Origin of the sequence: Haloarchaeobius ordinarius (assembly GCF_051801355.1) — an archaeon.
In the GTDB taxonomy this organism is placed as follows: Archaea; Halobacteriota; Halobacteria; order Halobacteriales; family Natrialbaceae; genus Haloarchaeobius.
The window spans coordinates 969,571-992,665 of the sequence record NZ_CP196560.1; the positions used below are offsets into that span (position 1 = coordinate 969,571).

The following is a 23,095-nucleotide window of genomic DNA, read 5'->3' on the forward strand; positions in this document are numbered from 1 at the left end:
ATGCCGGAAGCAAAAACTTCGGACGGCGGCGGGGTCCAGATCGACCTCATCAGTGGCGAGCGGATGGCTAACCTGGCGAGCATGGAGAAGATTCGGATGATTCTCGATGGGGTCCGCGATGGAAACATCGTGATTCTCGAAGAAGGGCTTTCGCCGGACGAGGAGTCGAAGCTCATCGAGGTCACGATGACCGAGATTAGCCCGGACGAGTTCAACGGCATCGAGATCGAGACGTATCCCCGCTCGAAGACGAACGATTCGAGCATCCTCGACCGTATCATGGGGCGCGAGGAGACGTCGAAGCTCACGGTCATCGGACCGGCGAACCAGATAGAGACGCTGCACAAGGACGAGAACCTCATCAGCGCGCTCGTCTCCCGGAAATAATGCCACACCAGTGTACCGAATGCGGACGAACGTTCGAAGACGGCTCCAAGGAGATGCTGTCGGGCTGTCCCGAGTGCGACGGGAACAAGTTCCAGTTCATCCCCAAGGGGGCCGTGAACGACGCGAACGTGTCCGCTTCTCCATCGGAACCACCGACACGCGACGACGATGCGAACGCGGTGAGCAAGGCGGCGACGACCGTTCGTGACTGGGTCGCCCGGAATTCACAGGACGAGAAGAAGGCCTGGCCGAAATCCGCGACCGAGGACTACGACACGCCCGCGGAGAAGGCGGCTGCCCGGTCGAGTGGCTCGCCCCGCGCGACCTCTGGGTCAGCAGAGGCGGCATCGTCAGCCGAATCTGCGCCCGGGTCGCCAGAGACCTCTCCCGAGCCGACGCCGTCCACGTCGAAATCGACAGACACGGCTCGACGTGAAACGCCGCCCTCGGAGTCGGGACAGCCCGGGTCAGGTACTCCCGATGGGGAGGCGACCACATCACCGCCGGAGGAACAGGAACCGTCGGGGGGGATTTCAGCTCGAACGATGTCCACGGAAGACAACGCGCAGGCGAGCGCTCGCTCCGACGTCGTCTCCCCGGACGAACTCCCCGACCCGGGAGAGGCGACGGCCGCGTCCTCGAGTCGCGACATCGCAGCGGACCGTGCACGTGACACACCCGACCGTGCAGGTGCCAGTGCTTCGCCGCCGGAACCAACAGAAGCCACCCAACCCGGCAAACGCGGACAGCCGACAGAGGGTCGCGTCGTCTCCGAACCGGCCGACACCGAGGTCACCGACAAGCCAGACCTCGACGAACTCCGCGAGGAACTCAACCAGCAGTTCGAGAGCATCAAGATTCTCAACCCGGGACAGTACGAGCTGAACCTGATGGAGCTGTACGACCGCGAGGAGTACATCATCTCCCTGCGGGAGGACGGCCGCTACGTCATCGATGTTCCGGATAGCTGGCGCGGGAGCGAGTGACCGCGTCGGTCCGCTGAACGAACCCATCCTGTCCGTTCTCAGCACACCCCTCAATTTCGACTCGAACAATCTCTTACCGAGGGTATCAGCCACGCAAAACGCTATTCTTGTTCCAGTCGAAATTGGGGGAGTTTCGCGCTGGCATGGTGTCTCTCCGTCGGCAGGAAGTGTGAGACGCCGACTGCAAGTTAGCTGCTGCCGTGGGCGTGCATCCGAAGGGAGACGCGTCGCGGTCGGAACTGGTGGTTTTAAGCGTTCCCGCTCGTACCACCCGCACATGAGTGACGCCACGAAGATCGTCCTGACCACTGTCGGAGTCTCTGGAGTGCTCGCTATCGCCCTCGTGCTCGTCTCCCTGGGCGCGGGCGGAGTGTGATGTTCAGCGAACGCGACCTCTCTCCTGCGGTCGAAGCAGTTCGCGACGAGCACGCGCCGGGCGCGCTCGTGTTGGATTCGGCTACCGACTTCGAGACGATTCCCCCGGCACAGGCAGAGGACCTCGGGCTTCTCGTCGACTCGCTCTCGCTCACGGAGTACGACCCGGCGTGGGTACCCGAGAATGGGCCGGAGCTCCTGCGACGACTCGCCGGGAACGAGTTCACTATCGGTGCCCCTGGTGACGGGAGCGTCGCGTGGACCCGCCAGACGGAGCCGCCGGTCGTCATCGTGAAACCGCGTGTCGAGGGGTCACCGAGCGAGTTCATCGACTTCCTCGTCGCCGAGGCGCTTGTCGAGGTCGGCCTCGACGTGCCCGAGCACTTCCTCGGCTTCTTCCGCGAGGAGTACCGCGACCTCGCTGCGGCGACGCCGCTCGACCCGAACGCGACCTACCAGGTCGCCGCGGCGCTGTACGACGGCTGGCTGGGTTTGCACACCCGCGACGTGTTCGCGGACTGGCTCACGACCCATCCAGACCTCGGGGACGCCTGGCAGGACGCCGGGTCACGACTCGAGGGTCGACTGGACGGACTCTCGCGGGAGGTCGCACTCGGCCAGACCGACTTCGCCGACGCGACGGAACTCGCGTGTAGTGGGCTCAAGCACGCGGTCGAACTCCCGGCACCGTTCGCGGCACTCGACACCGAGGCCTATCGTGACCGGGGCGCACCCTACGCGGTCAAGTGGGCGGAGAAGACGTTCGAGACGGTACAGTAAGGCGTCGAATTTTACTGACTCTCACTCCCGTTCGTCCAGCACCCGTTCCAGGACGATTCCATCCTCGAACCCGCCACGGGCTGCCCGTTTCTCGCGCCGCGCAGCCGCTACCTCGTCCGCCGAGAGACCTTCGGCGTCCCGAATCGCGTCCACGACAGTCACCACGTCGGCGAGCTCTTCGGCACTCGGGTCGTCACGGAACTCGCTGGCCTCCTCGACGAGTTTCTCGCGGAGGCGTGCCCGGTACTCGTCACCGTCGACCTCGTGCGTGACCGGCGTCTCACCGTTCTCGCGAATCACGGCGGGAATCTCGTCCCGGACGAGTTTGTCGTACTCGGTCATCGTTCGTCGTACTGAGTCATCGTTCGTCGGAATCGATGGCGTCACTCGCTGGAATCGCTCGATTCGAGCACGCGAAGAATCAGTCGTCGAACTCGACGTTGCCCTCGACGTCGAGGTCGATGACGCGGTCGAACAGTTCGCGGTAGCCTGCTTCGACCTCGTCGTCGTGAACTTCGTCGGAGAGGTGGAACAGCCCTACGGCGTCGTGTTCGTCGATGAGTTCGAGGATTCGTTCGACGGCACTCCGGGCTTCGTCCTCACCGGCGTAGTAGGCGAGTTCGGTGATGGAGTCGAAGCTCACCCGGAGCTTGCCGTCGTATTTCTCGAAGAAACGTTCGGTCTGTTCGATGATACCGTCGAGGTCGTCGGGCGCGGAGACGTAGTGGACGTTCTCGCTGGAGCGTCGAGAGTAGCCACGTTCGACGCTCAGGGTGTCGAGGATGACGGCTTTCGTCTCGTCGACGTCGTAGTACTCGAGTTTCTGGCGGACTTCACGTGCGGTGGTTCGTGTAGAGATGACGAAGAAGTAGTCGGTGTCGTGTTTGAGAAATTCGGTGTCGATTCGGTCTGTTTCGCCTGTCGATGGATGGACAAGCAAGATGCTCGTACCACCCGGAATCGTCTCGTCTAGTCCGTCTACCGTGAGCTGATAGTCCATACCTGCGGAAACCGGCGGCATGAACTTAACATTGCGGGTAGAAATTTGAGACACGGTAGCGGGGAACACTCTGGATTCGACGGTCCGAAACGGCCCGGTTTCGGGAGTCTCACAGCAGCGAGTCAGCGGTCGCCGCACCGACCACGCTGAAGATGGCACCGACGCTGATGGCTTTGAGGGTCGTGACCGCTACTTCGGTGTCAGTCGGGGTCGTGTCCGCTGCGGTCGTCAGGATACCGTCGCCGTCCCCCACGAGGAACGTCTCGGGGGCGGTGAACGCGAGTGCGAGTATCGCGACCGACCCGAACGAGACGAGCATCAGGGAGACGAACCGGAGCGGGATACCGCCGACCTCCAGTTCGCGGTCGGGGTTCCGGTCGTCGTCCGCCTTGTAGAGGGCGCCGTACCCGATGGCGAAGACGATAGCGACGGTGATGAGCCCGTGTATCGTCGTCATGTTCGCGGCGAGGACCCACACCTCCTCGGTGACGACGAACGGACCGGCGAGCAGGAACCCGCCGACGACCTGCTGGGCGCTGTCGGCGAGTTTGAATCGCTTTCTGGGACCGACCATGGTCGTAGATGGTAGCCGACTTCGGATAAGCGGTACGTTCTCGTGTCTCACGAGGAACCATCTCCCGAACGGGTTTTGTCCTCTCGTGACTGAGGGGTTACCCATGAGTGTCCGTGAAGAGTTCGACGAGTGGGCTCAGGACGGTCGCGACAAGGGCATGGAAGACCGGCACTGGCACACCGCCAAACACGCACTGGCACGGGTTCCGGTCGAGGCCGGTGACACGGTCGTCGACCTCGGCTGTGGCTCGGGCTACGCTGGGCGTGCGCTCCGCGAGACGAAAGACGCCGGGCGGGTCTACGGCCTCGACGGCTCGCCGGAGATGGCACGAAACGCCCGGTCGTACACCGACGACCAGCAGCTGGGCTACCTCGTCGGCGACTTCGACGCCTTGCCTTTCGGGACCGACAGCGTCGACCACGTCTGGACGATGGAGGCGTTCTACTACGCACAGAACCCCGAGCACACGCTCCGGGAGGTCGCGCGAATCCTCCGCCCGGGTGGGACGTTCACCTGTGCGGTGAACTACTACGAGGAGAACGTCCACTCCCACGAGTGGCAGGAGTTCATCGAGGTGGATATGACGCTGTGGAGTGCCGACGACTACCGCGCGGCGTTCCGTGACGCCGGGCTCTACGTCGCGAGTCAGGACAACGTTCCCGACCGGGACATCGACATCCCGCCTGCGGACGAGTTCCCGACCGACGACTGGGACAGCCGGGAGGAGATGGTCGAGCGGTACCGGACCTTCGGCACCCTGGTCACGGTGGGGGTGGCTCCGTGAACGTCGTGGAACTCCTGCTCGGCCTGTTCGGGATGGTCGCCATCCTCGGCGTCGGTCTCGCGTTCGTCGCGTTCCCCGAGGAGATGTTGAAACTCCGGTTCGCCCACCTTCGGTCTACCCGTCGGTACGTCACGAGTACCAGGGTCACGTTCTATCGCCTCGTCGGCGTTGGCGTGGTCCTGATGGGGCTGCTCGCGATGTTCGGCTACCTGTTCTGAGCCGGTCGACGGTCCAGTCTCCCTGACGTCTCTTCCTGCAGGTTCTTCTCCATTGCCGTCGTATCACTCGACATGAAGACCAGCCACCGATTCACGCTGGCGGCCGGGTTCGTCGTCGCCGCGGGCGTCGCGAGCGTCCTCGCGGCCCCGTCTCTCCCCGACCAGCTCGCCACTCACTGGAACGCGGCGGGCGAACCGGACGGTTCCATGTCGAAACCGCTCGCGCTCGCGCTGATCCCCGTGCTGTCGGCCGCGCTGCTCGTGCTGTTCGCGCTCCTTCCCCGGATCGACCCACTGCGCGAGAACGTCGAGGCGTTCCGGCCGTACTACGACTGGTTCGTCGTCGTCTTCGCGGCGTACATGTCCGTGCTCCACGTCGGCATCGTCGCGTTCAACCTCGGCTACGAGTTCGACTTCACGCTCCTCGTCCTGGCGGCTCTCGCGGGGCTGTTCTACTACGTCGGGATCCTGCTCGACCACGCGGAGCGGAACTGGTTCGTCGGCATCCGGACGCCGTGGACTCTCACCAACGAGGAGGTGTGGCGGCGCACCCACGACCTCGCCAGTCGACTGTTCAAACTCGCCGCGCTGGTCTCGCTCGTCGGACTGCTGTTCGGGGAGTACGCTCTCTACTTCCTCCTGGTGCCGGTGCTCTCGACCGCCGTCGTCACCATCGCCTACTCGTACTACCTGTACCAGAAACTCGACGGCGGTGACGTCGCCTCGACCGAATCCGGACTGTGAGGACTGGATACTGAGGACTGGACGCTGAGGACCAGACTGTGACGACCGGATTCTGACGACCGGACCCTGAGGACCGGTCACTACAAGGTGTTCAGTAGCGTTCGCCGGCTTCTATCGTCGTCTCCAGCCAGTTCTCTTCGGGCGGGAGCGGACAGGAGAACGTCTCCGAGAAGGCACAGAACGGGGAGTACGCGAGGTTGAAGTCGAGCGTCACGGTGTCCACGTCGGTCAGGTCGCCGTCGACGTGGAGTTCCATGTACCGGCCCTGCTCGTAGGTCTGTTGCCCGGTCGTCTTGTCGCGGAAGGGGACGAACAGTGGCTCGGGCTGTCCCTCGCCGGGGCGCTGTTTGTAGCCGTGGAGTTCGTACTGCTCGCCGTCGAGGTCGAACGTGAGCGTCGCCACCCGGACGTAGCGGACTTCGGGGCCGCTCGTGGTTTCCATCGGGACCGGGTCTGGCTCTGCGTGATGTGTTAGCACGGCCTCGACCCGAAACGATGGGTCGGGGTCGAAGTAGTCGAGTCCGTCGAAGTCGTCGCGCTCGTCCGGTTTCACCGGAGACTGCGGGTGTTCGCCGAAGAACTCGTCTTTCTCCTCGCGTTTCTGTTCGAGTTCGGCCCGCCAGGCGTCGGCGTCGAAGTCGCTCATACCCCCTCGTTTCCGGTCGAGTCTGGTAGGCGTTGTGCTCTGTGGGTGGTGTGGTCATCGTCTGAGGGAGTCGGTTATGGGCACCTCCCGAGGGAGTGGTAGGGGGACACGACGTGATGGTGTGGGTAACGACGAGCATTCCACTCGCGACGATGGCGATGAGAGACCGCCCCGCACAGCACCGACCCACGCCCTCCGCAGCCGATTCCGTCCCCAGAAATCAGAGATTTCTGGAGTCTCGGAAACCAGAGGTTTCCGACGAGTCCGCAGGGTCTTCGACCCTGCGAGATGCTCACGAGACGCGTCGCGTCTCGTGACCGGTACTCCCTTCGTTCTGTTTCACTCCACTCCGGTCCGTTCCTCATCCCTCGCGCGACGTCGACAGTCGGTCCTCGCTACCGCTCGGAACCGACTGCCAGCGCGCGCCATCCGGCGGACTGGTCTTCCATCGGCGGTCCAATCCGCGGCGACCCACCCGTGTCGGTCAGTTCCGCGCCGCCGAACTCCGGGGTCGTTCCTGGAATCGTGGTGTTCAGGTCGACGCGGAGTCGGAAGGTGTCGCTGTCGGCGGTGATGCCGGTCACGGCGACCCCTCCAGTTCCACTGGAGATGGCGACTTCGTCGCTCGACTGCTCGAACGTCCCGTCGCCATCGGGGTCGGCCTCGACCGTGATGGTGACACTCGTCCCGGCGGGGAGGGTCGCGTCCACGTTCTCCAGCCGGAGGCTCTCGTTGGCGAAGACGCGGGGGTACGACCGGGGTTCGGTCACGACGGTCCGGTTTCCGCCTCCGCCGCCATCGGCCACGTACAGCCCCTCGATTTCGCCCGGGGAGAGGGCGCGCTCGTAGAGCCGAATCTCGTCGACTCGGCCGTCGTAGTACATGTCGTTGCGATCGCCGTCGAAGCTGCTGGCCTCGGAGCCGTCACCGATGAAGCCGTACCGGGTCACGCCGGTTCCGAGCGGGTTCCCCCCGTGCTGGGTGGCGCTGGCTTCGAGCTGGCCGTCGACGTAGATGCGTTTCTCCGAGCCGGTGTAGACGCCGCAGGCCAGGTGCCAGTTCCCGTCGGCGTAGTTCGTGCCGGTCGAGAGGTCGCGCATCCGGTCGCCGGGGCTGGCAGTCGAGAAGCCGACGCCACCGGTGTCACCCCGGACGTAGAGGTTGAAGTACTCCGAGCGGTCGTAGTCGAGCAAGGCCCAGTTGTCGAACTCGCCGGTCCCGGTCTCGCTGGTTCGGAACCAGGCGCAGGCGGTGAGTTCGGAGATGCCGCCACTGGCACTGTAGGAGTCATCGAGGGCGACGTACTGGCCGTCGCGGAAGGCGAAACTCGTCCCGTCGACACCGGCCTGTCCGGGGAACGCGCCGCGGTTCTCGCCGGTGATGCCGTCACCGGTCGGGCTCGCGTCCGAGATGGTGTCACCGCCAGGGCTGGCGGTCTCGTCCAGCTTCCAGTGGTTCGCGAGGCCGCCCGTCGGCGCGGTCGCGCTTCCGCCGGTCGCGCTGTCGTAGAGGTCGGCGACCTGCCCGCTCGACAGGCCGGTGGTGTACAGTCGGACGTCGTCGACCCGCCCGGTGTAGTAGAACCCGTTCCGGTTCCCGTCGAAGCTGCTCGCCTCAGAGCCGTCGCCGATGAAGCCAAAGCGGGTCGCCCCACTCCCGAGGTCGTTTCCGCCGTGGGGGTTCGCCTTCGTGTCCCGGAGTTGGCCGTCGACGTAGATGTGCTTGTCAGTGCCGTCGTAGACCCCGCAGGCGAGGTGCCAGCTGCCGTCGTTGTAGCTGCCACTGGGGGCGCTGGCGTACTGGTCGTCGAGGCCCCCGCCGCCCGTGGCAGTGGTCGCGAAGCCGACGCGGCCGTCGCCGGTCACGAAGAGGTTGAAGTACTCCGAGCGGTCGAAGTCGAGCAGCGCCCAGTTGTCGAAGTCGCCGGTACCCGACTCGCCGGTGCGGAACCAGGCGCAGGCACTCACCTGCGAGAGCGCCCCGTTCGAGTCGAAGCGACGGTCCAGGGCGACGTACTCCTGGTTCGAACCGTCGAAGGCGTAGGCGGTACCGACCTGCCCCGACACGCCGGGGTCGGCCCGGACGATTTCACCACTCGCGCCGCCAACCGTATCGGCGGCGTTCACGTCGCGTTCGTCAAGCGGGAAGTACGCCCGCAGGCCACTCAGCGGCTCCAGCGTCCACGCGAGGTAGGCTCGAGAGCGCGAGCCGATACGGTACTGTGTGAGCACGGTCGAACTGTCGCCGCGGTCCCAGACGACGGTGACCTCGTCGCCGGTTTCGAACGCTTCCGAGCGGGTCACGTCACCGGTGGGCAACCCGGCCACGTCGTCGATGGTGAAACCGCTCCCAGCCCGGATGTCGCCGGTCCACTCGTAGGTCTCGGTACCGCCCGCACTCGAGTCTCGGACCTGCACGCGGACGATGCCGTCGGCCCCATCGTCTCCCGATCTGATGGCGTCACCACCCTGGTGTGTGAGCCGGACCTCGCCGGTTTCGGCGTCGTAGCTCGCGGTGACGGACACCTGGCGTGGTTCGGACTGTACCACGGTGAGGTCGCTCGCGACGAGGACGGCGGCACCCACGAGGACGATAACGAGGACCACCATGAGCAACTGGGCGATCGGCGCGGTCGCGCCACGGTTCCCACTGCCGTCTCCCCCGTCGTCGAATACGCTCCCCAGCACGATTTGGCTGGTGTACGCCCCCGGGCATTATGAGCTATCGGGCCGCTGACGTGGATCGATGCCGAGTTGCAGTCCGATGCCGCCTCCGAATTTATCACCGATGACGCGGCCACCTCCGACAGGCCTATGGACGGAGGACGATGACCCAGAGACAGATGACCGCGCCGTGGCGAGCCGTCTTCGGACACGCGGAACCGTACGACGACCAGGTCGACGGGATAGAGACCGCCATCGAGACGGCCCGTGACGACGGCTTCACCGTCGTAGAGGGTGCCTGCGGGACTGGCAAGACCATGCTGGCGCTGACCGCCGGCATCCACCTCGTGCGCGACCCGGACTCGGACTACGAGCGGGTCCTCGTCCTGACGAGCGTCAAGCAACAACTCAGGCAGTTCGAGCAGGACCTGGAGACTATCAACGCGAACTTGCCCGCGGACTGGGACCCTGTCTCGGGGCTGACCCTCGTCGGGAAGTCCGACGTCTGCCCGTACAACCGGGAGAATTCGGGCGGTATCGACGACGGGAACGTGTACGACCGGTGTGACACGCTCCGGGAGAAGACCCGCGACCTGACGGGAGAGGGCGGCGACACCACGGCTGAGGCACTGACCGCAGTGGCCCGAAGCCAGCAGATAGACCTCGCCTCCTCGGGCGCTGGCGCGGGAGCCGCCTCCTATCTCGAAAGCGCGGGGGAGCCGTCGCCGTATCCCAGAACGATGCCCGAGTACGACACGGGCACGACGGACCTCGAGTTCTGCCCGTTCTACGCCCGCTTCCTCGCCGACATGCCGGACGACGGCGACCCCGCGGAGGCGGTCCCGTTCGACTTCTCGGATGCGGGCCTGCTCCGGCCCGACGACCTCGTTGCGAAGGGGATGGAGTACGGCACCTGCCCGCACTCGCTGATGGGCGTCCTGCTCGCACACGCCGAGGTCGTCGTCGGGAACTACTACCACGCCTTCGACCCGACGACCACGTCCTCGTTCACCGGCCCGCTGCTGGACGATTCGACCTTCCTCGTCTGCGACGAGGCGCACATGCTCGAACCGCGGGTGCGCGACCTCGTCAGCGACGGCGTGGCCGACCGCACCCTCAGAGACGCGGAGGCCGAACTCACCCGCGTCATCCAGCCCGTCGCCTTCTCGGAGGGGCGGGGCACGACGAGTCGCCAGACCACCGCCGACGCCGACCTCGTCCGCGGCGAAATTTCCGACACCGACGTCGAAATCTCGGACCTCGAACACGCCCGGGACTTCGTGGTGGACCTCCGCGAGGAACTCGATAGACGAGTCACAGCGCACCTCGACCGCGAGCACCGCGGCTGGAAGTCCGACCTGAACGACCTGCCCGACGCCGAGATTCCACTCAGAGACCCCGAGCACCCGGCCCCCGACGAGATAACAGAGTGGGCCGAGGCCGCGGGCTACGACGGCCGCACCTGGACCGACCTGCCCGACGTCGCGGCCGTGACGGCCAGGGTGCTCAACGAGGCCGAAGAGGAGGAGAAATCGCGCGCCGTCGAGAGCATGGCCCGCGCGCTCTCGGCGTGGTTCCACCGCGACCACACCGAGTACTTCCGCGAGATCGAACTCGAACGCACCTGGGACGACATGGAGCCGGTGGACTCCTGGCGTCGGGCCTACAACGCCCGCCTCGCCATCCAGAACTGCGTCCCCTCCAGCGTCATCGCGGACCACCTCGCGGAGTTCGGCGGCGGCGTGTTGATGAGTGCCACCCTCGCGCCAATCGACGTGTTCGCGGAGGTCACGGGGCTGAATCACCTGGAAAAGGAAGGCCGGCCGGTCGAACAGCGGACCTACGGCCTGCACTTCCCCGAAGAGAACCGTGAGTCCTTCGCGGTCGCCGCGCCGAAGTACACCTACGACAACCGGGGCGACGCCGGCGAGGAGAATCGCGTGCGCCAGACCTACGTCGACGCCATCTGTTCGGTCGCGAGTTCGCCGGGCAACGTCCTCGTCGGGATGCCGAATTATTATGAGGCGGAGTGGGCCGCCGAGCAGTGCCGGAAGCGCCTCGACAAGGAGGTCTTGCTCGACGAATCGAGCGCCGACAGCACGACTGAGGACCTGAAAGACCGGTTCTTCTCCGGCGACGGGAAGGTGCTCGTAACGAGTTTGCGGGGGACCCTGACCGAGGGCGTGGACTACAAGGGCGACAGGCTGTCGGCGGCCGTCGTCTGTGGGGTTCCGCTCATCAACACCGCCAGCCCGCGAACCCGGGCGGTTCGCAAGGCCTACGACGAGAAGTTCGGCGACGGGTTCGAGTACGCGCTGACGGTGCCTGCGGTGCGGAAGGCCCGGCAAGCCATCGGCCGCGTGATTCGCGGCCCCGAGGAGGTCGGGGTTCGCGTGTTCGTCGACGAGCGATACGCCCGCGAGTCGTGGGATTCGGTCCGGGAGTACCTGCCCGACCCCGAGCGCGAAGAGTTCCAGCCGGTGAGTCCGGATATGCTGGACTTCGGTCTGGAGCGGTTCTGGTCGGGGCAGTGATTCCCGGATGGTCTGGACAGTCGTCGCTTGAGCCGGTTCGATGAGGGATTCGACTACGAGCGCTAGCGTCCATGACCGCCACCGCACAGCACCGCAACCACACCCTCCCCAGCCAACTCGATGCTCGCTACGCTGCGCGTCTCGTCCCTCGCGCTCTTTCGACGACAGCCCCTCGCTTCGCTCTGGACTGTCGTCAGCACGCGCCCGACCGGCTGGTTCGTCCCAGAAGCAGCCTCACACCACGGTCGCATCCGCGGGGTCGAACCCGAGCGTCACCGTCTCGTCCTCGGGAACCGAATCTGTTCGCCAGACGACTTGCCTTCCATCCCAGTCGCAGTAGACTCGCACCGACTCCCCGAGGAACTCGGTCTGGTCGACCGTCACGGTAAACTGGTTCTCGGGATGGTCACGGCGCAGGTGCTCCGGCCGGACACAGAACGTCACCGAGTCACCCTGCACCTCGTCTCCAAGCACGAATTCACCATCGTCAACGCGCACGCGAACCCCCTTCGTTTCGACTGGAGATATCGCACCAGTGAAGACGTTGTTCTCTCCGACGAACTCCGCGACGAACCGGCTCTCGGGGGCGCGGTACACCTCCTGTGGCGTCCCGACCTGTTCGACCTGGCCGTCGTGCATCACGGCCACGCGGTCCGACACCGCGAGGGCCTCCTCCTGGTCGTGCGTGACGTAGACGGTCGTGACGCCGAGTTCGGACTGGATGCGGGCGACCTCCCGCCTAAGCGTCTCCCGAAGTCGCGCGTCGAGCGCGCTCATCGGTTCGTCGAGCAGCAACACGTCCGGTTCGGGTGCGAGGGCGCGGGCGAGCGAGACGCGCTGTTGCTGGCCACCGGACAACTCGTCGGGGGCGCGGTCGGCCATTCCCACGAGGTCGACCATGTCTAGCAGTTCTTCGACTCGCGCGTCGGGGTCCGGGTGGTCGGTGAATCGGAGACCGTAGCCGACGTTCTCGGCCACGGTCATGTGCGGGAACAGGGCATAGTTCTGGAAGACGACGCCGACGTGGCGGTCCTCGGGCGGGACGCCGGCCATCGATTCGTCGCCGAATCTCACTACCCCTGAACTCGGCTCCTCGAACCCCGCGATGGTCCGCAGGGTCGTCGTCTTCCCACAGCCAGAGGGGCCGACCAGCGTGAAGAACTCGCCGTCTTCGACGTGGAGACTCACGTCCCCGAGGGCGGTCGCGTCGCCGTACTCGACCGACACCGCGTCGAGGTGGAGGTCGCTCACTGGCCACCACCTCTGTCATCGGACCCGGAGCGACGGTCGACACGCCCGCCCAGTCGGCCGACGACCACGAAGCTCGCGGCGGTCACGACCAACAGGACGGTTCCCATTGCCATCGCAGGCCCGAACCGCCTTCCTAAATATCGTTCGACGGCGACCGGCATCGTGTAGCTGGCCGCGTCGCTGGCCAAAATCACCGTCGAATCGAACTCGCCGATGCTGATGGCGAACGCGAATGCCGAGCCGGCCACGAGTCCGGTCGCCACGAGAGGTAACTCCACGTCGAGCAGTGCCCGGGTCCGGGTCGCTCCCAGACTTCGGGCCGACTCGACGAGCCGGCGGTCAACCCCATCTAACTGGGGCGCGACGTTCCGCACCACGAAGGGATAGGCGGCGACCGCGTGGGCCGCGACGATGGCGATGGTCCCGGTCACCTGCACGCGCCAGCCGCCCCACAGCGGGATGCCGAAGACGAGCCCGCGCAGGAGACCGACGCCGAAGACCACGCCCGAGACTGCGAAGGGGAGCATCGTTAGCGTCTCCACGACGGAGCGCCCCCGTCCCCGGTTCTCACCGGTCGTCACCACGGACACCACGACTCCCATCGGGACGGCTACGAGCACCGTCGCCGCGGCGAAGGTGAGCGAGTTCACGATGGCCGGGAGTGGCTTCGTCTGGAAGCTCGCGCCGGTGGTCTGACGTTCCAGCAGGAAGGCGTAGTGTTTCAGCGTGAGGCCGCCGCCGTCGGTGAGTCCTTCGAGCACCATGGCCGCCATGGGACCGACGAACAGCACGACCACGAAGAGGCCATAGAGCGCGATGGCCGCCCGTTTCGGGTCGAACCGTTCCAAGAGGGGTTCACGGCTCGTCCCGGCACCACCACCCATGCCGCGCTGGGCCGCCTCGTACCGCAGGTAGGCGTAGGTGAGCACGAGCGAGATGGCCGTCTCCAGCACTGCGAGCGTTGCTGCCTCCTCGAACCGCAGGTTCGACACGCGGTCGTACACCCACACCTCGACCGTGGCGAGTTCGAGCCCACCCAGCGCGAGCACGATGGGGAACGTGAGGAACGTGAAGATGAAGGTGAGGAGCGCGCCGGTCATGATGGCCGGCGTGAGCTGGGGGAGGACCACGTCGCGGAAGGCCCGACGCCGATTCGCACCAAGGCTCCGGGCGGTCTCGACCGCGCTCTCGTCGACGGACTCCCACGCTGCCGTGGTCACCCGGGTCACCAGCGGCGCATTGTAGAACGCGTGAGCCAGAACCACGACGGCGAGTGGGTGGTTGCCCAGGAAGTTCAGCGGGCCGACGCCGACCAGCCCGAGGAGCCAGTTCGCCAGCCCGTCGCGGCCGAAGGCGGCGTAGAACCCGCTCGCGACCATGATGCCCGGGAGGACGAACGGGAGGATGGTCAGCGAGCGCAACGTCCGCCGGCCGGGGAACTCGAACCGCGCGAGGACGTACGCCCCCGGCAGGCCGATGGCGACGCTCGCCAGCGTCGAGAGGAACGCCTGCCAGGCGGTGAACCCGAACAGGCCCTTTCGGAGGGGTGGGAGCGAGAGAGTCCAGAGACCCACCTCGATGGCGAGGACCCAGTCCACGACGTTCCCGAAGTGAGTCCCGACCGCGAGGGGACGGGCGAACACGCCTGCGAGGACGCCGGTGTAGAACGGGTCGGTGAGAATCGTCGCGAAGGAGTCGAAGGGAGCGGTGCCGCCGAACGCCTCCTCGAAGACGAGGGCGACCGGGAGGAAGAGCATCACCAGCAGGACGAGCGTGGTCCCGACCGTGAGTGCGGGCAGGCCGTGGCTGTCGATTACGGCTCGAAGACGCTCGCTCGCGGTCCCGGTCGCCTCGTCAGCAGCAGTCTCCGACCGGCCGAGCACCTGCTGGAGCCGGTCGGGAGCGGACATCTAGTTGCTGGCGATGGTCTTCGCCCACTCTTCGGTCCACGTCGAGAGGTTACCCTTCAGTTCCTCGTACGTGTACGCGACCGTCTCGGGCGGGCGGAAGGCGTAGTCGTCGAACGACGCGGGGAGCGAGACGTGCTCGTCAGTCACGGCGGGGAACTGGACGTTCCGCACCGCGAGTTCGGCCTGGGTCTCGCCCTCGAGCATGAAGTTCAGGAACTCGGTTGCCAGCCGCGGCTTGTCTGTGTTCTGGAACACGGCCATCCCTTCCGGGTTCGCGTAGCCCTGGTCGTTCAGGAAGCCGACCTGGTGTTTGCTCATGTCGAGGTCGTCACGGTTGGCGTACACCTGGTCGGTCGAGTAGGAGACGACCATGGGGCGCTCGCCGTCGAGGTACGCCGAGTAGGCGCTCCACCACGAGCCGAGAATCTTCACGTCGTTCGCCTGCAGGTCTTTCCAGTAGTCGATGTAGTTCTCTTCGCCGAGGGTCGAGACGGTCCAGAGCATGAACGCCTGCCCGGAGTCGGTGTTCTGGGCGTTCTGGGCGAGCAGCGTCCCCCTGTAGGGGTCCGTCGTGAGGTCCTCGAAGGTCTGCGGGGCGTCGACGCGACCCTCGTCGTAGACGAGGCTGATGTAACCGGTGTCGTACGGGAGGACTCTCCCTTTGGGGTCGGCGAACTCCAGTTCGGAGCGGACGCGACTCGCGTTCGCGATGTCACCCCGCGCCAGTTCAGCGAACAGGCGCTTCTCGCCCAGCGTGTCGTCGATGGTGACGAGGTCGTCCACGTTGAGGCCGACGTACACGTCCGCGTCGACCGAGACGCCCTCGCTCCGGCGCTGGACGTACTCGGTGACGCCGTTTTTCGGCGTCTTCCACTCGATGGTCACGTCGTCGTACTGCGCCTCGAACTGCTCTTTTATCCAGGCACCCGGGCTGCTCGACGGCGATTCGACGAACGACTCGTAGGTCGCGACGGTCAGCGTCCCCGACGGTTCGCCGGTCGTCGTCGGCTTCGCCGACCCCTGTTCGGTGGTCGTCGCGGTTCCACTCCCCTCGTTCGTCAGGCACCCGGCGAGTCCGAGACCGCCTGCAGCAGCGACCGCGGTTACGAAATCCCTCCGTCTCATTATCCAGTGGTTACACCTTGTGGTAGTTAAAAGAACTGAATCGCCCTGCCGAGACGGTTCCACGGTCGTCGGTCGAGTCTGACAGTCGTGGGTCGCGCCCGCCCGCGTCAGTTCGTCGGACAGTCACCCGCGGCCTGCCCCGCTTCCAGTGCCGCCTCGATACGTTCCATGTCGTTCTCGCGAATCCGGTCTGGTGACGCCCTGACCTCTTCGATGGGGACGAACTCCGCTTCGAACCCGTCGGCCTCTGGCGTCAGTTCGCCGGACACCTTCTCGCGGTCCAGTCGGTACGTGATGAAGTAGAAGCCGTGCTCGGGCAACGCGACGTGGAGGACGGTCAGGAACTCCAGGTCGTCGGGGGCCGCCTGTAGCCCGGTCTCTTCGTCGAGCTCTCGGAGCAGCGACTCCTTCGGCCCCTCGTCGTATTTCGTGTAGCCGCCGGGGAGGCTCCAGAGCCCCTCGTGTTGCGGTATCGGTTCGTCCAGTAGCAGGACCTCGTCGTCGTCGTGGACGACCACGTGGACGGCCGGGGACGGGAGCTGTGAGAAGACGACGTCGCACTCGGAGCACCAGGGGACCTCTCGACCTTCCCACTCGGTGGTCCCGAGTTCGGCCCCGCAGCGGTGGCAGTACGTCGGGACGGTGGTGACGGAGTCGATTTCGGACGGGTCGCGTTCGACCATGTTCGATGGTACCACAGAACGGGGCGAAAAACTTTCTATATCACGAACATATCTGTCGGTTCGGTCCCTACCTTTTTACTTATCGGGGCAGTGAATAAACTGTGAAACTGAATCGTCGCATCGTTCTCACGGCTCTGGTACTCCTCGTGGGCGTCGTCACGTGGGTCACGCTCTCGGCCGTGTTCGCGACCGTCTTCTTCGCGCTCACCGTCGCGAGCGTCGTCACGCCAGTCCACCGCTGGCTGGTCGGTCGCGGGTTGCCCAACTACTGGGCGGGCGTCACGACGACCGTGTTGACCTTCGTCGGCGGGTTCACCGTGTTCGCGCCAGTCTTCGTCATCGCGTACGTGCGCCGTGACGAACTGATCAGCATCGTCCGCGAGATTCCGTCGCAGTTGTCGGTCGACGCGTTCGGGGTGTCGTACACTCTGGAGGTCGTCGAGGTACAGGACGCCGTCGTCGCGTACCTCTCCGACCTCGCGCTGGTGGTCGCGCGGGCCAGTCCGGACCTCGCGTTCAAGGCGACGCTGTTCGTCATGGTGCTGTTCGCGTTCCTCGTCCAGCAGGACAAGGTGTACCGGGCGGGCATCGCGGTCGTCCCGCCGAGGTACCACGACATCGCTCACTCGATACAAGAACGCGCCAACGACACGCTCCAGGCCATCTACGTCCTCCAGCTCGCCACCGCGCTTGGCACGTTCATCGTCGCGCTGCCGGTGTTCTGGGTGCTCGGCTACGAGTACTGGCTCTCGATGTCCGTCGTCGCTGGTATCCTCCAGTTCGTCCCTATCATCGGCCCGAGTGTCCTCATCGGCGCGACGGCACTGTGGCACCTGAGCCTGGGACAGATACCGGAAGCCGTCATCATCGTCGTGGCCGGTGGTATCGTCATCGGCTACCTGCCCGATGCGGTCATCCGGCCGCGGCTGGCCAGCGTCACCGCAGACATGCCGGGGAGCCTCTACTTCGTCGGCTTCATCGGCGGCCTGCTGAGCGTCGGTCCCATCGGGGTCATCGCGGGCCCGCTGGTCGTCGCACTGTTCTCGGAGTCGATGAACCTGCTCGCCAACGAGGTAAACGGGGCGGCAGAACTGGACGACGAGGAGGCGGACGAGGCGGTCGCGGTGGGCGAAGAGAAGCTCTCACCGCCGGTTGAGCCACCGGAGGAGTCCGTCGAGTCGGGTGACGGTTCCTCGGAGGGACTCGGCGATGGGTCCGCCGACGGCACTGCTGGTGACGACTAGACCGTTTCGAGCGGTCCGTCTATCTCTCTCCACTCGGTGAGGCTGCCCTCGTAGAAGTCGACGCGGTCGTAGCCGAGGTTACGGAGGGCGACGTAGGTGTGGCTGATGCGACGGGCCGTGTCACAGTAGAGGATGATTCGTTTCTCGGGCGTGACACCCATCGATTCGAGCAGGTCGCGCAGGTCGGATTCCGACTTGAGTCCGCGGCTCTCCTCGTCGACGAGGTCGCGCCAGTCAAGAGCCTGCGCGCCGGGGATGTGCCCTTCCTCGTACTCCCAGTCCTCACGGGTGTCGAGGATGACCACGTCTTCGTCGTCGAGCGCGTCGAGGACGGCCTCGGCGGCGATGATGGGGCGGTCGTCGGGAACCGTCGCCTCGTACTCGGTCGGGTCGACCTCGGGTGTCGCGTTCGTCGTCTCGAACTCGCGGTTCCAGGCGCTGTAGTCGCCGTCCATGAGGTGTACGTCGTCGTGGCCGTAGTTGAGCGCGGTCACGACGAACCGGGCGGCGAACACGCCGTGGGTGTCGTCGTACGCGACGAGGGTGTCCTCTGGCGTGACACCGGCCTCGGACATGAGGCGGTCCCACGTCTCCACGCCGGGCAACATCCCCTCGTCTTCGTCACCGTCGCTCCGAAATTCGTCGAAGGGGATGCTCACTGCGTCCGGGATGTGGCCGATGCCGTCGTACTCCCACGCGTCGCGGACGTCGACGAGTCGGACCTCGTCGCGGTTGGCGGCGAGCCAGTCGCGCGAGACGACCCATGGCAGGGCTGTCATAGGGGAGAATTCGTGTGCCCGCCTGTAAGGTGTCCCGGTCCCGGCGGTTCCGGCGGCCTCACAGATACAGGAAATAATCTCTGGTTTCTGCCCGGCCGGCAAATATATCTGGTAACTGCGTGGTCGGCACTGACCTGGCCCATGCTGGCCACCTGTGTGAGCCGGACACACGGCAGCGACCCCGACAACTCCCGGCGATTCTGTCCGGTTCGACAGACGACCGGCGGCACCTGCCGCGGTGCCATACTGATATACCCCTAGGGTGAGAAGTAGGGTGTGTATGACGGAATACGCTAAAGACGTACTCGTTTCCGCGGACTGGGTCGAGAGCCACCTGGACGACTTCCAGAGCGACGACCCGGCCTACCGACTGGTCGAGGTCGACGTCGACACAGAGGCGTACGACGAGGGCCACGCCCCCGGCGCCATCGGCTTCAACTGGGAGACCCAGTTGCAGGACCAGACCACCCGCGACATCCTCACGAAAGACGAGTTCGAGGACCTCCTCGGCTCCCACGGCATCACCGAGGACTCCACGGTCGTCCTCTACGGTGACAACTCCAACTGGTTCGCGGCCTACACGTACTGGCAGTTCAAGTACTACGGCCACGACGACGTCCGTCTCATGGACGGTGGCCGCGACTACTGGCTCGAGAACGACTACCAGCTCACCGAGGAGGCTCCCTCGTTCAGCGAGCAGGAGTACAACGCCAGCGGTCCGCGCGAGTCCATCCGCGCCTACCGCGAGGACGTCGAGAACGCCATCGAGCGCGGCGTTCCGCTCGTCGACGTTCGCTCGCCCGAGGAGTTCTCCGGCGAGATTCTCGCGCCGCCGGGTCTGCAGGAGACCGCCCAGCGCGGCGGCCACATCCCGGGCGCGAAGAACATCTCGTGGGCGGCCGTGACCAACGACGACGGCACGTTCAAGACCTACGACGAACTGCAGGAACTCTACGGTGAGCACGGCATCGATGGCGACTCGACGACCGTCGCCTACTGCCGCATCGGCGAGCGCTCCTCCGTTGCCTGGTTCGCGCTCCACGAACTGCTCGGCTACGAGGACGCCATCAACTACGACGGCTCCTGGACCGAGTGGGGGAACCTCGTCGGCGCACCCATCGAGAAGGGCAACTGAGGTCCCGGGTCCATAGCGAATCTCTCTCTTTCGACGCTTTCTCGTGAGCGACGGCTCCCGGTCGAGTTCGCACTCGTGACAGACCGTCACAGCCCCCGGCCGATTCCGCCAGCGGCGGTGGTTACAAGCACCGCGACGGCGAACGTTCTCACATGGATTCAGAGGACTTCCTCGACAGCGTCCGCGACGACAACCAGACCGCCCTCTCCCGAGTCGGCTCCTCGAAGTCGCTGTACGCCTTCACCGGCGGCGAGATGAACAGCGACGAGGTGGTCGGCGTCGCGGCGACGATGGCGACACACGGTGCAGAGCGCGTGGCCGCCTGGGCCGACGACGATACCCTCGGTGACTTCTTCGCGGCAGTCGCCGATACCGAGGACGACTGGGCCGACTCACTCGACGCCGAGGCCGCCGAGGAGACGTACGCGGTCCACGAACGACTGGCGGAGCGGGACGATTCGGTCGCCCGCCTCGGCGCGCTCGCGGGCTACACGCTGGTCGAACTGAAACTCGCAGACCAGTTCACCGGCTTCTTCGTGGGCAACGCCGACCCGCAGACGGCGAGTACCTTCCGCGACCGCAAGGGCGACCTGCAGGACCGACTCGCCGACCTCGGCGAGCAACTCGAAGCGGTGTGTGACGGCGACGACGACTGGGAGACCGCCGCGGGCGCGGCCGGCGCTGTCGTACAGGCAGCCTACGAAGAATACACCGACCGGCTCGAAGCGATGGGCGTGAACCCGAAGCCGGTCTGTTGAGACCGAGAATCAGACGCCTTCGATAGTACTCCGGAACGCGCGGATGTTGGTGAGCGCTTCGTCTATCTTCGTCTCCACCTCGCCGCCCTCTGTCTCGGCGATTTCGGCGAGGATGCGCTCGTGTTTCGCGAGTCGGCCGTGGTCCGGGCCGCGGTCGGACTCGGCGTGCTTGGCGAACTGTTCGGCCTGTTTCTGGAGTCGTTCCGCGGACTCTCCGGAGGCGGATTCGGCTGCTTCGGACAGGAGGTCACTGGCGGATTTGAGTTCGTCTCGTACCATGTGTTCTGATAGGTCGGCCGGCGGATAATCGTTTGTGGTGGTGGTACCGTTCGCCGTGGTCGGTGACGGTGAGCGGGTCCCGTCACCGGGGAGCGCACCACTGATACTGTTCGCGCCCATAGCGACTCCAGATGAGCGACGCCAACTCCGGTCCCCTCTCACCCGACCGTCCGGACGCCCAGCAACCGTTCCGGGTGGACGCCCCGTTCGACCCGGCGGGCGACCAGCCCGAGGCCATCGACGAACTGGTCGACGGGTTCGAGTCGGGCATGCAGGAGCAGACGCTGCTCGGCGTCACCGGGTCCGGCAAGACGAACACCGTCTCGTGGGTCGTCGAGGAGGTACAGGAGCCGACGCTGGTCATCGCGCACAACAAGACACTCGCCGCCCAGCTCTACGAGGAGTTCCGGAACCTGTTCCCGGACAACGCGGTCGAGTACTTCGTCTCCTACTACGACTACTACCAGCCCGAGGCGTACGTCGAGCAGACAGACACCTACATCGACAAGGACGCCTCCATCAACGACGAAATCGACCGCCTCAGACACTCCGCGACGCGCTCGCTCCTGACGCGAGATGACGTCATCGTCGTCGCCTCTGTCTCGGCAATCTACGGGCTCGGTGACCCGCGGAACTACGTCGAGATGGCGATGCGCCTCGAAGTCGGCGAGGAGATCGGCCGCGACGAACTGCTGGGGCGACTGGTCGACCTGAACTACGAGCGAAACGACGTGGACTTCACGCAGGGCACGTTCCGGGTGCGCGGCGACACCGTCGAGATATTCCCGATGTACGGCCGCTACGCGGTCCGGGTCGAACTGTGGGGCGACGAGATAGACCGGATGATGAAGATAGATACGATGCAGGGCGAGGTCAAAAGTGAGGAGCCCGCCGTGCTGGTCCACCCGGCCGAGCACTACTCCATCCCCGAGGAACGCCTCCAGAACGCGATGGAGGAGATTCGCTCGGACATGGCCGACCGGGTGCGGTACTTCGAGCGCAAGGGCGACGCCATCGCCGCCCAGCGCATCGAGGAGCGAACCACCTTCGACCTGGAGATGATGCAGGAGACGGGTTACTGCTCGGGCATCGAGAACTACTCCCTCTACCTCTCGGACCGCGAGTCAGGCGAAGCCCCCTACACTCTGCTCGATTACTTCCCCGACGACTTCCTCTGTGTCGTCGACGAGTCCCACCAGACCCTGCCACAGATAAAGGGCCAGTTCGCGGGCGACAAGTCCCGCAAGGACTCGCTGGTCGAGAACGGCTTCCGGCTCCCGACCGCCTACGACAACCGCCCGCTGACCTACGAGGAGTTCTTCGAGAAGACCGACAAGCGGCTGTTCGTCTCCGCGACCCCCGGCGACTACGAGACCGAGAATTCGGACCGCATCGCCGAACAGATCGTCCGGCCCACCCACCTCGTCGACCCGAAGGTCGAGGTCGCGCCGGCGACCGGCCAGGTCGACGACCTGATGGACCGCATCGACGAGCGGGTCGAGCGAGACGAGCGCGTGCTCGTGACCACCCTGACCAAGCGCATGGCGGAGGACCTCACGGAGTACCTCGAAGAGTCGGGCGTGAACGTCGCGTACATGCACGACGAGACGGACACGCTGGAGCGTCACGAACTGGTGCGCTCGCTCAGACTGGGAGAAATCGACGTCCTGGTCGGCATCAACCTCCTGCGTGAGGGCCTCGACATCCCGGAAGTCTCGCTCGTTGCCATCCTCGACGCCGACCAGGAGGGCTTCCTGCGGAGCGAGACGATGCTCGTCCAGACGATGGGCCGGGCCGCCCGCAACGTCAACGGCGAGGTCGTCCTCTACGCCGACGACCCCTCGGACGCGATGGAGTCGGCCATCTCCGAGACCCAGCGCCGTCGGCGCATCCAGCAGGAGTACAACGAGGAACACGGCTTCACGCCGACGACCATCGAGAAAGACGTCGGCGAGACGAACCTGCCCGGTTCGAAGACGGACACTGGCGGTATCTCGACGACGGGGGAACCCGAGGACGCCGAGGCCGCCGCGGCCCAGATTCAGCGCCTCGAAGAGCGCATGCAGGAGGCTGCAAATAATTTAGAATTCGAACTCGCGGCGGACATCCGCGACCGCATTCGTGATCTTCGACAGGAGTTCGACGAACTCGAATCGCAGGACGACGGTGTCGAACCCGAACCCGACCCGGACTTCTGAAATCTGGACCCAAAACGTTTTTTGTCGATACGTCGACTCCGA

General features: G+C 65.5%; 22 protein-coding genes. 11 read left to right on the forward strand and 11 right to left on the reverse strand.

The window, feature by feature from the left end; all coding sequences use genetic code 11:
- From ACSC1R_RS05020 to ACSC1R_RS05030, 3 genes are all read left to right on the forward strand, one after another.
- A complete protein-coding gene (locus ACSC1R_RS05020) occupies positions 1 to 387 on the forward strand; it encodes a DUF2073 domain-containing protein (RefSeq protein ID WP_261649127.1) in 387 nt (128 codons plus the stop codon).
- Entirely contained in the window at positions 387 to 1,373 is a 987-nt protein-coding gene (locus ACSC1R_RS05025) for an OapC/ArvC family zinc-ribbon domain-containing protein (RefSeq protein WP_439027981.1), read from the forward strand. The genes ACSC1R_RS05020 and ACSC1R_RS05025 overlap by 1 nt, the downstream gene beginning before the upstream one ends.
- Before the next feature lie 375 nt (positions 1,374 to 1,748).
- Positions 1,749 to 2,528, forward strand: coding sequence for a DUF7089 family protein (locus ACSC1R_RS05030; protein WP_439027982.1), 780 nt, complete (start codon positions 1,749 to 1,751; stop codon positions 2,526 to 2,528).
- Positions 2,529 to 2,549: 21 nt separating this feature from the next.
- Here ACSC1R_RS05030 and ACSC1R_RS05035 read toward each other — a convergent pair whose 3' ends face one another.
- The 3 genes from ACSC1R_RS05035 to ACSC1R_RS05045 form a co-directional block, all read right to left on the reverse strand.
- Positions 2,550 to 2,870: a nucleoside triphosphate pyrophosphohydrolase gene (locus ACSC1R_RS05035; RefSeq protein WP_439027983.1), complete on the reverse strand. Its 321-nt coding sequence runs from the start codon at positions 2,868 to 2,870 to the stop codon at positions 2,550 to 2,552.
- A 79-nt stretch (positions 2,871 to 2,949) separates the two neighbouring features.
- Positions 2,950 to 3,528, reverse strand: a complete 579-nt coding sequence (locus tag ACSC1R_RS05040) for a DUF7090 family protein (protein WP_439027984.1) — start codon at positions 3,526 to 3,528, stop codon at positions 2,950 to 2,952.
- A 109-nt stretch (positions 3,529 to 3,637) separates the two neighbouring features.
- Entirely contained in the window at positions 3,638 to 4,102 is a 465-nt protein-coding gene (locus ACSC1R_RS05045; RefSeq protein WP_439027985.1) for a DUF2391 family protein, read from the reverse strand.
- A 103-nt stretch (positions 4,103 to 4,205) separates the two neighbouring features.
- Here ACSC1R_RS05045 and ACSC1R_RS05050 point away from each other — a divergent pair, with 103 nt between their 5' ends.
- The 3 genes from ACSC1R_RS05050 (at position 4,206) to ACSC1R_RS05060 (ending at position 5,848) form a co-directional block, all read left to right on the forward strand.
- Positions 4,206 to 4,886, forward strand: coding sequence for a class I SAM-dependent methyltransferase (locus ACSC1R_RS05050; RefSeq protein WP_439027986.1), 681 nt, complete (start codon positions 4,206 to 4,208; stop codon positions 4,884 to 4,886).
- Positions 4,883 to 5,104 (forward strand): hypothetical protein, encoded by a 222-nt coding sequence (locus ACSC1R_RS05055; protein ID WP_439027987.1) that lies wholly within the window; start codon positions 4,883 to 4,885, stop codon positions 5,102 to 5,104. Before ACSC1R_RS05050 ends, ACSC1R_RS05055 begins: the two co-directional genes overlap by 4 nt.
- Positions 5,105 to 5,176: 72 nt before the next feature.
- Positions 5,177 to 5,848, forward strand: coding sequence for an SdpI family protein (locus tag ACSC1R_RS05060; protein ID WP_439027988.1), 672 nt, complete (start codon positions 5,177 to 5,179; stop codon positions 5,846 to 5,848).
- A gap of 91 nt (positions 5,849 to 5,939) precedes the next feature.
- Here the strand turns inward: ACSC1R_RS05060 and ACSC1R_RS05065 are convergent, their stop codons facing one another.
- Positions 5,940 to 6,494, reverse strand: coding sequence for a DUF1684 domain-containing protein (locus ACSC1R_RS05065; protein WP_439027989.1), 555 nt, complete (start codon positions 6,492 to 6,494; stop codon positions 5,940 to 5,942).
- A gap of 395 nt (positions 6,495 to 6,889) precedes the next feature.
- The gene (locus ACSC1R_RS05070; RefSeq protein ID WP_439027990.1) at positions 6,890 to 9,181 is read right to left on the reverse strand and encodes a LamG domain-containing protein; all 2,292 of its coding nucleotides are present in this window, start codon (positions 9,179 to 9,181) and stop codon (positions 6,890 to 6,892) included.
- A gap of 155 nt (positions 9,182 to 9,336) precedes the next feature.
- On the opposite strand from ACSC1R_RS05070, the gene ACSC1R_RS05075 reads away from it, so the two are divergent.
- Positions 9,337 to 11,691 carry an ATP-dependent DNA helicase gene (locus ACSC1R_RS05075; protein WP_439028756.1) on the forward strand — a complete coding sequence of 785 codons (2,355 nt, stop codon included), beginning with the start codon at positions 9,337 to 9,339 and terminating at the stop codon, positions 11,689 to 11,691.
- A 234-nt stretch (positions 11,692 to 11,925) separates the two neighbouring features.
- On the opposite strand, the gene ACSC1R_RS05080 is transcribed toward ACSC1R_RS05075, so the two are convergent.
- From ACSC1R_RS05080 to ACSC1R_RS05095, 4 genes are all read right to left on the reverse strand, one after another.
- On the reverse strand, positions 11,926 to 12,942 hold the full coding sequence (locus ACSC1R_RS05080) for an ABC transporter ATP-binding protein (protein ID WP_439027991.1): 1,017 nt from the start codon (positions 12,940 to 12,942) through the stop codon (positions 11,926 to 11,928).
- Positions 12,939 to 14,852 carry an ABC transporter permease gene (locus tag ACSC1R_RS05085; protein WP_439027992.1) on the reverse strand — a complete coding sequence of 638 codons (1,914 nt, stop codon included), beginning with the start codon at positions 14,850 to 14,852 and terminating at the stop codon, positions 12,939 to 12,941. Before ACSC1R_RS05085 ends, ACSC1R_RS05080 begins: the two co-directional genes overlap by 4 nt.
- Positions 14,853 to 15,977 carry a thiamine ABC transporter substrate-binding protein gene (locus ACSC1R_RS05090; RefSeq protein ID WP_439027993.1) on the reverse strand — a complete coding sequence of 375 codons (1,125 nt, stop codon included), beginning with the start codon at positions 15,975 to 15,977 and terminating at the stop codon, positions 14,853 to 14,855.
- Positions 15,978 to 16,084: 107 nt separating this feature from the next.
- Entirely contained in the window at positions 16,085 to 16,660 is a 576-nt protein-coding gene (locus ACSC1R_RS05095) for an NUDIX hydrolase (protein WP_439027994.1), read from the reverse strand.
- A gap of 101 nt (positions 16,661 to 16,761) precedes the next feature.
- Between ACSC1R_RS05095 and ACSC1R_RS05100 the strand changes: the two genes are divergently transcribed.
- A complete protein-coding gene (locus tag ACSC1R_RS05100; RefSeq protein WP_439027995.1) occupies positions 16,762 to 17,904 on the forward strand; it encodes an AI-2E family transporter in 1,143 nt (380 codons plus the stop codon).
- On the opposite strand, the gene ACSC1R_RS05105 is transcribed toward ACSC1R_RS05100, so the two are convergent.
- The gene (locus ACSC1R_RS05105; RefSeq protein ID WP_439027996.1) at positions 17,901 to 18,683 is read right to left on the reverse strand and encodes a sulfurtransferase; all 783 of its coding nucleotides are present in this window, start codon (positions 18,681 to 18,683) and stop codon (positions 17,901 to 17,903) included. The genes ACSC1R_RS05100 and ACSC1R_RS05105 overlap by 4 nt on opposite strands.
- 280 nt (positions 18,684 to 18,963) lie before the next feature.
- Here ACSC1R_RS05105 and ACSC1R_RS05110 point away from each other — a divergent pair, with 280 nt between their 5' ends.
- Together ACSC1R_RS05110 and ACSC1R_RS05115 are read left to right on the forward strand one after the other, a co-directional pair.
- Entirely contained in the window at positions 18,964 to 19,818 is an 855-nt protein-coding gene (locus tag ACSC1R_RS05110) for a sulfurtransferase (protein ID WP_439027997.1), read from the forward strand.
- Between the two features lie 152 nt (positions 19,819 to 19,970).
- Entirely contained in the window at positions 19,971 to 20,576 is a 606-nt protein-coding gene (locus ACSC1R_RS05115; protein WP_439027998.1) for a rubrerythrin family protein, read from the forward strand.
- A 9-nt stretch (positions 20,577 to 20,585) separates the two neighbouring features.
- On the opposite strand, the gene ACSC1R_RS05120 is transcribed toward ACSC1R_RS05115, so the two are convergent.
- A complete protein-coding gene (locus ACSC1R_RS05120; protein ID WP_439027999.1) occupies positions 20,586 to 20,855 on the reverse strand; it encodes a DUF7553 family protein in 270 nt (89 codons plus the stop codon).
- A 131-nt stretch (positions 20,856 to 20,986) separates the two neighbouring features.
- Between ACSC1R_RS05120 and uvrB the strand changes: the two genes are divergently transcribed.
- Positions 20,987 to 23,053, forward strand: a complete 2,067-nt coding sequence (gene uvrB / locus ACSC1R_RS05125; protein WP_439028000.1) for an excinuclease ABC subunit UvrB — start codon at positions 20,987 to 20,989, stop codon at positions 23,051 to 23,053.
- The last annotated feature ends 42 nt before the right edge of the window (positions 23,054 to 23,095 follow it).